Origin of the sequence: Nonomuraea sp. NPDC049684 (genome assembly GCF_044465345.1) — a bacterium.
Taxonomy (GTDB): Bacteria; Actinomycetota; Actinomycetes; order Streptosporangiales; family Streptosporangiaceae; genus Nonomuraea.
Window position 1 is genome coordinate 354,009 of record NZ_JBITLO010000005.1, and the last position, 11,746, is coordinate 365,754.

General features: G+C 66.6%; 11 protein-coding genes. 5 read left to right on the plus strand and 6 right to left on the minus strand.

Annotated features, from left to right (window positions below):
• Positions 1 to 305: 305 nt before the first annotated feature.
• Positions 306 to 1,601, plus strand: a complete 1,296-nt coding sequence (locus ACIBST_RS18830) for a hypothetical protein (RefSeq protein ID WP_397173077.1) — start codon at positions 306 to 308, stop codon at positions 1,599 to 1,601.
• Positions 1,602 to 1,646: 45 nt separating this feature from the next.
• Here ACIBST_RS18830 and ACIBST_RS18835 read toward each other — a convergent pair whose 3' ends face one another.
• The 6 genes from ACIBST_RS18835 to ACIBST_RS18860 form a co-directional block, all read right to left on the minus strand.
• Positions 1,647 to 2,228 (minus strand): DinB family protein, encoded by a 582-nt coding sequence (locus ACIBST_RS18835; protein ID WP_397173078.1) that lies wholly within the window; start codon positions 2,226 to 2,228, stop codon positions 1,647 to 1,649.
• Between the two features lie 42 nt (positions 2,229 to 2,270).
• A complete protein-coding gene (locus ACIBST_RS18840; RefSeq protein ID WP_397173080.1) occupies positions 2,271 to 3,032 on the minus strand; it encodes a hypothetical protein in 762 nt (253 codons plus the stop codon).
• 217 nt (positions 3,033 to 3,249) lie between these two features.
• Positions 3,250 to 4,158, minus strand: a complete 909-nt coding sequence (locus ACIBST_RS18845; RefSeq protein ID WP_397173082.1) for a phosphotransferase — start codon at positions 4,156 to 4,158, stop codon at positions 3,250 to 3,252.
• Positions 4,155 to 4,844, minus strand: coding sequence for a GntR family transcriptional regulator (locus tag ACIBST_RS18850; protein ID WP_397173084.1), 690 nt, complete (start codon positions 4,842 to 4,844; stop codon positions 4,155 to 4,157). Before ACIBST_RS18850 ends, ACIBST_RS18845 begins: the two co-directional genes overlap by 4 nt.
• A 614-nt stretch (positions 4,845 to 5,458) precedes the next feature.
• Positions 5,459 to 5,731 carry a hypothetical protein gene (locus ACIBST_RS18855; RefSeq protein ID WP_397173085.1) on the minus strand — a complete coding sequence of 91 codons (273 nt, stop codon included), beginning with the start codon at positions 5,729 to 5,731 and terminating at the stop codon, positions 5,459 to 5,461.
• A complete protein-coding gene (locus tag ACIBST_RS18860) occupies positions 5,728 to 6,126 on the minus strand; it encodes a hypothetical protein (RefSeq protein WP_397173087.1) in 399 nt (132 codons plus the stop codon). The genes ACIBST_RS18855 and ACIBST_RS18860 overlap by 4 nt, the downstream gene beginning before the upstream one ends.
• Positions 6,127 to 6,227: 101 nt before the next feature.
• Between ACIBST_RS18860 and ACIBST_RS18865 the strand changes: the two genes are divergently transcribed.
• From ACIBST_RS18865 to ACIBST_RS18880, 4 genes are all read left to right on the plus strand, one after another.
• Complete coding sequence (locus ACIBST_RS18865; RefSeq protein WP_397173088.1) at positions 6,228 to 7,484, plus strand: multiprotein-bridging factor 1 family protein; 1,257 nt, start codon at positions 6,228 to 6,230, stop codon at positions 7,482 to 7,484.
• Positions 7,481 to 8,113 (plus strand): 2'-5' RNA ligase family protein, encoded by a 633-nt coding sequence (locus ACIBST_RS18870; RefSeq protein WP_397173090.1) that lies wholly within the window; start codon positions 7,481 to 7,483, stop codon positions 8,111 to 8,113. The genes ACIBST_RS18865 and ACIBST_RS18870 overlap by 4 nt, the downstream gene beginning before the upstream one ends.
• A gap of 626 nt (positions 8,114 to 8,739) precedes the next feature.
• Complete coding sequence (locus tag ACIBST_RS18875; protein ID WP_397173091.1) at positions 8,740 to 9,156, plus strand: hypothetical protein; 417 nt, start codon at positions 8,740 to 8,742, stop codon at positions 9,154 to 9,156.
• Between the two features lie 83 nt (positions 9,157 to 9,239).
• Positions 9,240 to 11,729, plus strand: coding sequence for a tetratricopeptide repeat protein (locus ACIBST_RS18880; protein WP_397173093.1), 2,490 nt, complete (start codon positions 9,240 to 9,242; stop codon positions 11,727 to 11,729).
• The last annotated feature ends 17 nt before the right edge of the window (positions 11,730 to 11,746 follow it).

An 11,746-nucleotide genomic window follows, 5' to 3' on the forward strand; every position in this document is an offset into this window, starting at 1 on the left:
GAGTCCCGCGATGCTTGGCTCGCCCGCTCTTGCTGACCTCAAGCCTTCCTCGCCGGGCGCCGCCCCAACACTGTGCTCATGATCGGGACTGAATGCACAGGGGGTGCTTTTTGGGGGTGATTCAAGCCCTGAGCAGGAGAAACGCGGGCCGGTATTTCTCGGGAAAGCGGGCGTTTAAGGCCGTGTTCGCGCCATGATTGCCGAGGCGTGCACATGTGGAGGTGAAGATGTCTCGAATGCCCAATGTGGGGCTTGCTGATGCGATGCGGCGTGCCGATTGTTCTAATTCGGGACTTGCTTCACGAGTGCGACAGATTGCGCAAGAAGAAGGCGTAACCCTGAGCTGTACGCATGTGGACGTAAAACGCTGGCTCGATGGGGTGAAGCCGCGGCCTGCCACCGCGCGCTTCATCGCGGAAGCACTCACCAGGAAGGCCGGGGTCACCTTCACGCTGGACGACATCGGGTTCGCCAGCGTCGTGACTCCGGAGACGCTGGAGCGCACGCTGGCTCATGGCGGCGGCATCTCCGACGTGGGGAGTCGGCTGCTGGGCCTGACGCGGCGCGACCTCGCAGACGATCCGGTGGCGCTTCAGTCGGTGGTCGTCCCGGATGCCTGGAACGAGTCCCTCATCGCGTGGCTGCTGTCGCGGCCGGAGCCGGTGCTGGTACGGGAGCACGCGCGGCCGTCCGTCGGCCCGTGGGACGTGCAGACCATTCGCGCCACCACAGAGCTGTTCGCGAGCATGGGTTTTCAATTCGGGGGCGGACATGCACGTTCCGCGCTCGTCCAGTATTACCACCGAGAAGTCGTTCCCATGCTCGACGGGAAATTCGAGGAGTCGGTAGGGCGGGCGTTGTACGCGGCGGCGGCCGAAATCACGGAGTTGGTCGCATGGACGGCGTACGACCTCGGCCGGCACGGGCTCGCACAACGCTATTTCCTGCAAGGACTGCGCCTTGCCCAGGTGTCCGGAGATCGCATGCTGGGTGGTCTGATCCTGGCCGACATGAGCCATCAGGCCAATTATCTGGGCCGATACGACCAGGCCATTCAACTCGCGCGTGCGGCGCAGGAGGGCTGCCGTAACGCGTCCACCGCGACGCCTATGGCCTTGTTCTTCGCCATGGAGGCCCGCGCGCATGCCGGGAACGGCGATGAGGCCGCCTGTGCGCGAGCCCTGCTTGAGGCGGAGAAATGGTTCGCCAAGCGCAACGTGGACGATGACCCCTCGTGGGTCGGGTACTTCGACGCCGCCGAACTGGCCAGCGAGGGCGCGCATTGTTACCGCGACCTTCGCAAGCCGTTCCGGGCGATGGAGTTCGTCGGCCAGGCGGTCGGGCTCTGCGATCCGATGTACGTACGGACCCTGGCCTTCGACCGGCTGGTCCAGGCGGCGAGCTACGTGCACATGGGCGACCCGTCGCAGGCCGCGGCCATCGCGCTGGAGGCCATCGACCTCGCCGGGCCGCTCAAGTCGGAGCGCTATCTCCGGTACATCAGGGACCTGCAGGCAGACCTGGAGGCGTATGCGGACGATGGTCTGGTGGCGGAGTTCAACGCCGTCGTCGCCCGGAAGTATTCGTCGGAGAGCGATTAGTGCGGTGACCGCTAACGTTCACCGGGTTCAGTGACCTGCGGCCGGTCAGTCGTCGTTGACCAGCCACTGCCGTCCGTCGATCAGCTCCCGGACCGCGTCGAGCTGTCCGGCGTGCGTCGCAGTGTCGACGATCACGTGCATCAGCACTTCGCGCAAAGACCCCAGCCGCCATGACCCCGAACCGAACATCTTCGTCGGCCACCAGGCCGGCGCGGCATCGATCGCCGTCGCCCCGATGACCATGTTCGACTGCTCGATCGTCCGTCGATACCGCGCGAGCACGTCCGCACCGGAGAACTCCTCGGGGACCTTCCAACCGAACTCGCCGACCACGAGCGTGTCGATGACCTGGCGATCGGCGGTCATCGCGCCGCGAAACCAAAGCGCCTCGGACCAGGTCAAATGGTGCACCAGGTCGCGGGGTGACCAACCGGACGGCAGCACCACCTGGCGTAGTTGCTCCTCGCCAAGGCCGTCCAGGATGCCCAGGACGTGCTTGCGCTGCGAGTCGAGGTAACCGACCAGTGTTTCGCGCTCCACGGCCTTGCCCTCCCCACGATATTTGCCGACGTCAGACCATACAACAACGAGATCGGCAACCGCGTGGATCAACGTGAGCGCGGTCAAACCGGTGCGTTGTCCACCCGGTGCACGTTCATGGTCACCGCATTAGCTGTCGTACCCGTGGCGAGGTGGCCGGCCGTATCTCCACAGGAGGTAACCGAGCGGCAGCACGAGCACCAGCAGCCGAACAGGGGCATCGCGGAGGCCGTCGAACTGGAGTTGGTACAGCAGGCCGGCACGCAGGGATTCGTCCCCGGTGAGGAGAGGGGCGAGGCCCACCAGCCCGTACACCACCAGGGCGTCCATGACGGTCGTCAACGCGCGCCGCCCAGAGATCGGCAGCGCGGGGGAGTTCGATGCGAGCAGCACCAGCAGGGCAGCCGCCAGCAGGCACAACTCCCAGAGTCCCCAGCCGCCGGACAGAGCCTCGAACCAGTCCGGGGTGAACATGGGCAATGAGCCCGAGCAGATGCTGTCCCCCTGGTAGTCGGCCGAGAGCGGCCGGGCGAGCGCGATCAGCGCCAGCACCCAGGCAGCACGCGGCCCCGCCGTCGCCGAATGCCGCCGTATCAGGGCGACCAGCACGGCCAGCAGGGGCACGGCCCAGGTCGTCGCGAGTTCGGTGAGGGTGGCGAGGTCGTCGCGCAGCGGTAGGAACGGTGAGTGGTCGATCGAGTCGTACGGACGTACGCAGCTCACTACGCCCTCGGTGAAGCCTTCGTAGTGCAACTGCGCGAGGTACTGCTCGGGCACGTCGGCGGCCGTGAACAGGGAGGACCAGTCGAAGCTGGTCTTCCAGGTGTCCCAGGTGGGGTAGGCCGCAGCGGCGAGGGCCGCCAGCCAGGCTAACGGGGCTGAGGGTGACACGTCAGAGGCTCCTTCTGCTTCTGGCGCACCCTATCGGTGATCTTGAGCGATATGAGCTGAGGCTGTTGCAGAGGGGCATTCCGTCCCTGCGACTGACAGCCATCACAACATGTCGGATGCGGCACGTGAGCCCCGGACATCGACCTTGATTTTCGAGTAAGTGGCACCCGTACTGCGCGCCTGCGGGGCGGTCATCTCCCGGCCCAGGACATCGACTTTAGAAAGCACGCCAGCGGCGAGGTGCGTCGGGATTCCGTAGCGAGTTCATACGATTGCGGAACTCCCGGGCTATGGCCGCGTCTTCGTTGACGTTCTGCATGAGCCACGTCGTCATTTTCAGCTCATTGATGTCTCTGAGCACCGGGTAGCCTTCCCAGGCCAGAACATCGAATCCGTACCGCTCCGCGAACTGGTCATATTCGGTGCGCGTTCCCCAGCCGACCGTGTGCTCGATGGCGGTGACCGCGAGATCCGTCTCCGGTGAGCCGAACGCGAAGCGCTCGAAGTCGATGAGCAGGACCCTTCCGTCGACGGTTCTGATGAGATTCTCGTTGTGCGCGTCCCCATGAACTGCGCACGGCGTGAGGGGGAAGGCCAGCTCGTCGTACGCGCATTGCAGCTCGCGTCGCCGTGTCAGCAGGAAGTCTCGATCCTCGTCGGTGAGGACGGACGCCGCGTTGATGCGTTCGGAGACGCGGCTGAGGATGTCCATCGCCGGCAGCTCCAGGTCGGCGGGGACGGCCAGGCCGTGGAGCTCGCGCAGGACGTCGGCCAGGTCGTCGAGGGTTGCGGGCGAGCCGCTGTCGGGGATGAGGTGCCAGAGCGTTACCGGGTGGCCTCTGACGATGAGCGGTTGGTCGTGCGCCGTCGTGCTTGCCGCCGGTATCCCGGAGTCGTTCAGCCAGGCCGAGACGGCTACTTCCTTGTGTACGTCGTCCAGTACCTCGATGCTGCGCGCGATCCTGACGACCACCTGCTCGGCGGGGAGTGCGAACAGAGCGTTCTCGCCGAGGCGGATCAGGTGGGCGTCCTGGCTGGCCAGTCCTGTGCTCTCGCAGGTCTCGTGCAAGGTCGCCAGTGCTTCGGTGGTGGTGAAGGGGATCGAGGGCGTCTGGGATACGGTCACGTGTCACCTTCGGCTCGTGATTTGACGACGCGGCCCATGCCGGGCCTTTTCTCGATGACTCCTTCCGCTTCCAGCAGCGCGAAGGCGCGCCTGATGGTGATGCGGCCGACGCCGCGTTCCTGGGCGAGTGCGTTCTCTCCGGGCAGGACGGACCCCACAGCGAGCCTGCCTGTGGAGATGTCCTGCCGGAACTCGGCGGCGACCGCGTCGGCTCGGGTTTGCGCGTGCTCGGGGCCGCCGACGAACCAGCCCTTGCCGTGGACGGCTGTGATGAGCCGTTCGCCGGCCAGGAGTTGCAGCGCCTGGCGGGCCGTGCCCTTCGACACCCCGAACTCCTCCGCTGTTGCGGCCTCTCCGGGCAATTGCTGGCCAGGCACCAGCTCGCCGTTCTCGATGCGCGCTCGAAGCGTCTCGGCGATCGATTCGTACTGTGTCGTTGCCGCCCGCGGGGCTTTGGGGTCCTCGCTCTTCACGCGCCGGCCACGGCCGGCCTCGCTGGCCACCAGCCCCGAGCGTTCCAGCTCGGCGACCGCCTGACGTACGGTTCCTCTCGCCACGCCGTACGTGCTGGCGAGGGTGGATTCGGAGGGCAGCATGGCACCGGCCGGCAGGTCACCTTGGAGGATGCGATTGCGGATGTCCTCTGCAATTCGGACGTAGATACGGGCGTCCTTCGCCTTGCTCATCGCGCTCCCTCGCCGAGGCACAGTGTCTCTAGGGTAGGGCGGGGGACACGGCCACTAGCGAAGCTTCGCGGACCGTGTCTCCCCTTGGTCTTCCCGACGCGCGGCGAGGGGACGCCGTGCGGAACCAGCTTGTTCATGCTGGTGGGTAGGCGTCGATCTTGCCGGGCTTACCGCGCAATCCGCAGAACCCTTCATCCCAGTGCCCGAGCCCATTACCCCTCGCTGGCCATCGCGGCTACGGCGGCTCGCACTATGCCGCGGAACACCGCAGATTGGATCAGCTCTCGTGTTTCAAGAGAGTTGCTCTGGTGGCGGTTCACGTGGCCTTGCCCGGCAGCGCCTGGCCACGCTGCTTGGTACGAGCAGCCATCCGAGCCCGAACGTTCCGCTTGTGCTCGTCCTCGTGAAGGATGAGCAGCGCCTCCCAGACGGACCGCGCATGCCGGTACAGTCCCCTGGCCGTCTCCTCGTACTGGCCTGTAGAGGTGCGCCGGAGGATCAGGAACTGCCCGCCCTGGCAGGCCCACTCAAGGGCACCGCAACATGAGGTCTCCGTGATCCGGATGCGGTCTCTTGGGGGACGCAGGTACGGCTCCCACTTAGGTACGGGCTCGTCAGGAGGCTGGGTCATGCTCCGGTTCCCCTGCGCCGTACTGCCTCACGTACCGGTAGACCTTGCGACGGCTCCGCTGCCAGGTGCACTTGTAGGCGAGCTGCAGGGGCGAATCTGCGACCAGCTCCCGCAGGACGCCGTAGGCGACCTCGCCGGCCGTCAGCTTGGGCAGCGGCCTCGCATGCCATAGACCCGCGACGTCGCACCAGACGTAGAAGCGCCTGAACGCACCGCGCAGATCAAGCTCACATGCCTGTTCAAGCGTCGACGTCATGCCGGCCGCCCCTGCAGTTGGCGAGCCGGATGGATGTGCGGAGGTCCTGCAGCGTTCTCGACGTTGCCGATCAGTGTCGATTGCCAGGCCAAGGCCGCCGCGAGTGCGATCGCGTCCTCGCACCTGACGATGCGCATGACCCCCTCCGCCACCAACTCGACGGTCAGAGACCGGTTCGGCACGGCGGTCCACCACAGCTTCTCCGTGGAGCCGAGCTCCAGGGCGATGTCCCAGGCCGGATAGGTGCCGCGCAGTACGGAGAGCTGGCGGTCCCGCAAGTCCTGTATGAGCGCCGCCAGTGCGGAGGCTTGGCGAACGCTTTGGGCAGTGGCCCTCAGCAGCTCGTCCAGCCCGGCTTTGGTGTCGACGTCTAGGTGATTCGTGTCCCAGTACACGAATCCATCACAACGCTGAGTAACGACGCGTAGACAGATGTGATTGGGGGACACTGGGGGCGGCGACCGTGTCCCCCAACTCGGTGGTGAGGTGCGACGGCATGCTGGAACAGCCCAGAACTCCCCGGTGGGCCGAACGCATTCGCGATGAGCGACGTCAGCGCGGCTGGTCACAGAAGCAACTGGCCAGACACCTGTTCCTGGCGGCGGGCGAGGAGATTGCCTTGCCCGAGTTCGACTCGGTGGTCCGCAGGATCAAAGATCACGAGGCGGGCAACAGCCGCCCGAAGGACCCTTACCCCTTGCTGTACTGCCGGGTGTTCGGCATGGACGAGGCCGTTCTCTTCGACCGTGACGGCGAGCTGGTGAGCACGCTGCCAACGAGCAGTGACCTGATCGAGCACACAGCCTGGATCGAACAGACCAACGTCGGCGACAGCACGATCGCCATGATCGATGAAACCCGCTACCACCTGACGCAGCGCCATACCCAGATCGCGCCCGCGCCGCTGCTCGCCGATGTGCTGCGCCTGCACCGGCGAGTGCTGGAGCTCCTACGGGGCGGCAAGCAGCGGCTTCACCAGACGCGCGAGTTGTTCCGGATCGACGCCGAACTCCTCGCCCACGCCTGCATCCTGCTGGGCGACCTGTACGACGACGAGTCAGCCATCGTCCACGGCAGAGCAGCCCTCCTGTCCGCCCAAGAGGCCGGCGCGTGCGAGGCAGCGGCGTTGAGCGCCCAAGCCAAGACCGAACGGTGGCGATGCCGATACGCGACATCTGCCGACGCGGCCAGACGCGGCTACGAATGCAGCCCACCCACGCCCCTGCGAGTACTCCTGGCCAGCCAGGAAGCGAACGCCGCAAGCCTGCTCGGCGACTTCGACCGAGCCCGAGAAGCACTTCACCGAGCGGACGAGGCAGCAGGTTCCGTGACCGGCGACTCCGGCGTGACGCCCTGGTCCTGCCCAGCGCCAAGGCGGGCACTGTACGCCCTGTCGGTGGCACTCCAGGCGAGCGACCATACTGCGGCGCTGCGCGCGGCAGCGGCGGCCGATGACGCATGGGCCAACGGTGCTCCCTGGGTGGCCGGCACCTGGGCACAAGTCCGCTTCGGCGCCGGCATCGCGTACGTGATGATGGAGGACCTGGACGCCGCCGCCGAGCAGGTGACACCCGCCCTTTCCCTGCCGCCCGAACATCGGCTGTCCACGATCACCAACTACCTGGTGCGGATGGATGCTCGATTGGCCGCTCCTCGGTTCCGCGGCTCGGATATGGTGACCACGCTGCGCGAGCAGATCAAGACGTTCAACTCCGCTCGGGCTCTGCCCGCCCCTGTCGAGGAGGATGCGTGAGCCCGTTGCCAACGCGGATGGCGAACCGCTGGGAGAAGCGACGAGCGCTCATGCTGCCGCCAGGTCAGGGCAAGCTCTACTGGCACGTCCTCCTGGGAGAGGACCCCGAAGCGCAGGCCATCGTCCAAGAGGCTCACGACCGCCTGGCCGGCCTGCCCGGCCTCGATCTGGTGCCGCAGAAGTTCATCCACCTCACCACGTTGGTCGCCGGCTACTCACACGAGATCACCGATCATCAGGTGAACGTGATGGCTGAGGAGGCCACGACTCAACTCTCCCGGATCGCGCCCATCACTGTCTCGCTGGGGCGTGTGCTCTACCACCCGGAGGCGGTGGTCCTGGAGGCGCGGCCGGCGGACCGTCTTAGGCCCCTGTTGGAAGCAGCCAAGTTCGCCACACGGGCAGCCACCGGCCGCGACGGCTCTCTTGCTCATGCAGCCTGGGTACCGCACGTCACTGTTGCCTACAGCAGCGCTGATGGCCCAGCGGCCCCCATAATCGAAGCGCTCGGCAAGCAGCTTCCCGAGCGCCACATCACCATCAACAACATCCACATTGTGAACCAGGATGGGCCCGAGACGGTCTGGGACTGGCGTCCTCTGGCGCGAGTGCAACTCGGTACCTCGTGAGACGTTGGCACCGGTGTGAGGCTGTCGAATCCGAGCCACGCGTGCCGCATCACCTGTGGAATATCTTTTTGCGAGATTCTGCGGCGTTCTGCTGGGCGGATTGATGAGGCATCAGCAACTTCGTCGTACTGGGCCTGACCTGGAGTTGTGCCTTCATCGTCGGGTTTTGCGAATTCTGCGTTCAACCCGACCGGTCGAGATCGGGATTCTCATGGGCAGAGTACTGTTCCGCAGCGCTATCTTTCCGTTTGTGCTCCCTCTCGATGCCAGGACACCGCCTGTGTCATCCGGGCCTCGCCAGGAGGGTAGCGGACATCGAGGAACATCCCGATGACCGTCGGTCCTCGAGGACTGGTTGCTCATGATGAGGCCCTGCTTGAACCAGGATCACGTCTAAGCAGCGCCCGCCACTGCGACTGGGAAGGGCGGTCCCGAAAACCGTCGTTTCTGGGACGTCTCCTCATGGGCACATCGGGGAGGCACCAGCCGGACGAGCGCTTTAGTCTTTCCGCAGCGATGGCCATGCTCCACCGCAGCTCCATCCGAGATTCCGGCGGCGGCTGGCCTACGGCTTTGGCTGGTTCTACGGTGAGGGTGCTTTACGTCGATCCTGAAGGAGGATCAGCGTGGATCCGATCGTTTTAGCCGCTGGCACGGCGCTGGTGACGGCCATGGCCACCGACGCTTGGCAGCAGGCTCGTGATGGCGCGGTGGCGTTGTGGTGCAAGGTCCGGCCCGAGCAGGCTGAGATCGTCGAGGCGGAGCTGGTCGAGGTCCGCGAGCAGGTACTCGAGGCCCGCCGGGACAACGACGCCGACACCGAGCAGGCGCTGGCCGGGGCCTGGCAGGTGCGGCTGCAGCAGTTGCTGCGCGCGGATCCGTCACTGGCGGGCGAACTGCAACGGGTGCTGGATGAGGTGCTCACCCCGGCGTTGGAGTCGGCCGATCAGGAGCGGATCGGCTCGCTGGTGATGAAGGCGAAGGCCAGCGGTCACGGCCGCGTTTATCAGGCAGGCCGCGACCAGACCATCAACGAGCGGTGACTCCATCTCCAGCGCGGCCGGACAAGCACGCTCCTCAGCAGCCGCAGGTCCGGCTGGAGGCCACCGCTTCCGGGGAAGGGCAGGTGTACCAGTCCGCGCGTGACCAGTTCATCAACCCAACGGTGTTGCCCGAAGCGGCCCTGCGGCCGGTCACCGAGGTGTCCGCGCCACCGCGCCTGGTATATCTGCCCCGGCACACGCACACCTTCGTCGGGCGTGGCGACGAGTTGGCCGTGCTGGAGGCGGCGTTGCGGGGCGGGGGTGAGGTGGTGGTGGCCGCGGTGCACGGGCTGGGAGGGGTGGGCAAGTCCACGCTGGCCGCCCACTACGCGCTTGCCCAGGCCACTGGACGCACCGCGCCAGGGCAGGAGCGTAAGGCCGGAGGCGGGCTGAATCCGGTGTGGTGGATCATCGCCGATTCGGGCTCGGCGGTGGAGGCCGGTCTGGCCGGCTTGGCGGTGGCGTTGCAGCCGGAGCTGACTACGGTGTTGCCGCTGGAGGCGCTGGCCGAGCGTGCGACGGCGTGGCTGGCCGCCCATGATGGGTGGCTGCTGGTGCTGGACAACGTCGTCGATCCCGCCGATGTGCGGCCGCTACTGGAGCGCACACTGACCGGGCAGGTGCTGGTGACCAGCAGGCTGGGCGAGGGCTGGCACCACCTGGATGCCCGCGTGCTGCGCCTGGATGTGCTGGATGAGCGGGAGGCGATCGAGCTGCTGGCCCGGCTCGCCACCCCCGGCCTTCCCCGCGGCCTCATCCAGGCCGCCCTCGACCGAGAAGACCTGCCCGACGGCTTGGATGGGGCGGTCGACCTGGTCCGCGAGTTGGGGCATCTGCCCCTGGCGATCGAGCAGGTGGGCGCCTACCTACACCAGACCAAGCTGCCTCCGCGCGCCTACCTGCGTCTGCTGCGCGAGCAGCCGGCGATAATGTACGATCGAGCCGCCCGTGGCGGCGACGCCGAGCGGACCGTCGCCCGTATCTGGCGCCTAACCCTCGACCAGCTGATCGGCGTCCCGCTGGCTGGCCAGGTGCTGCGCATCCTGGCCTGGTACGGCACCGAACCGATCCCTCGCACCCTGCTGGCCAGCTTGGACGCCGAGGTGTCACAGGTGCAGCACGCCCTGAGTGAGCTTGCGGCCTACAACATGATCACCCTCAGCTCCGAAACAGTGACCGTGCACCGGCTGGTCCAGGCCGTCGCCCGCACCCCCGATCCTAATGACCCGCACAGGCAGGCGGCCGCGATCGACACCGCCCGAGGCCAAGCCACCAGCCTGCTCCACGACGATCTCCCGTACGCGGCATACGATCCCATCGGCTGGCCGACCTGGCGAGCACTCCTGCCGCACATTACCGCCCTGGCCAGCCACATATCCCCCGGCACCGAAACCGCCAACACCGCCCGCCTGATCAACCAGGCCGGACTCTTCTTGTACAACCAGGGCGCCATTGGCCGCGCGATCGCTTGCTTCGAACAGGCACATATGGCGAATGAACGGGCGCTGGGCGTCGACCACCCCAACACCTTGAAATTCCGCAGCAACCTCGCCAATGCCTACCGGGCGGCGGGAGATCTGGGTCGGGCCATCGCCTTGCACGAGGCCACACTCGCCGACTGCGAGCGGGTGCTGGGCGTCGACCACCCCAACACCCTGAACTCCCGCAACAACCTCGCTGGCGCGTACCAGGAGGCGGGAGATCTGGGCCGGGCCACCGCCTTGCACGAGCAGACGCTCGTCGACCACGAGCGGGTGCTGGGCACCGATCACCCCCGCACCATGGTCTCCCGCAACGACCTCGCCTACGCCTACCAGGAAGCGGGAGATCTGGATCGGGCCATCGTCTTGTACGAGCAGACGCTGGCCGACCGTGAGCGGGCGCTGGGCGCCGACCACCCCTCCACCCTGGTCTCCCGCAACAATCTCGCCTACGCCTACCGGGCGGCGGGACATCTGGACCGGGCCATCCCCTTGTACGAGCAGACGCTGGCCGACTCTGAGCGGGTGCTGGGCACCGACCACCCCGACATGCTGGTCTCCCGTAACAACCTGGCCCGCGCCTTGAAAGCGGTGGGGAATCTCGGACGGGCTATCCCCTTGCATGAGCAGACGCTGGCCGACCACGAGCGAGTGGTGGGCCCCGACCACCCCAACACCTTGAGATTTCGCAACAATCTCGCCTACGCCTACCGGGCGGCGGGAGATCTGGGTCGGGCCACCGCCTTGTTTGAGCAGACGCTGGCCGACCGTGAGCGGGTGCTGGGCGCCGACCACCCCGACACGCTGGTCTCCCGCCATAACCTCGCTGGTGCGTACCAGGAGGGAGGAGATCTGGGGCGGGCTATCCCCTTGTACGAGCAGACGCTGGCCGACCGTGAGCGGGTGCTGGGCACCGACCACCCCCACACCCTGGCCTCCCGCCACAACCTCGCCACCGCCTACCAGGCGGTGGGGAATCTGGGGCGGGCCATCCCTATGTATGAGCAGACGCTGGCCGCCTGTGAGCGGGTGCTGGGCGCCGACCACCCAACGACAAAGGCGGTGCGGGGCAATCTGGAGGCGCTCAGGTAACGGCCGTTGCATGTGAC

Bases quoted from the DNA above. Each gene is read 5' to 3' on its own strand.
- ACIBST_RS18850 (WP_397173084.1), bottom strand. From the start codon at position 4,844: ATGAGCAAGGCGAAGGACGCCCGTATCTACGTCCGAATTGCAGAGGAC.
- ACIBST_RS18865 (WP_397173088.1), top strand. From the start codon at position 6,228: ATGCTGGAACAGCCCAGAACTCCCCGGTGGGCCGAACGCATTCGCGAT.
- ACIBST_RS18855 (WP_397173085.1), bottom strand. From the start codon at position 5,731: ATGACGTCGACGCTTGAACAGGCATGTGAGCTTGATCTGCGCGGTGCG.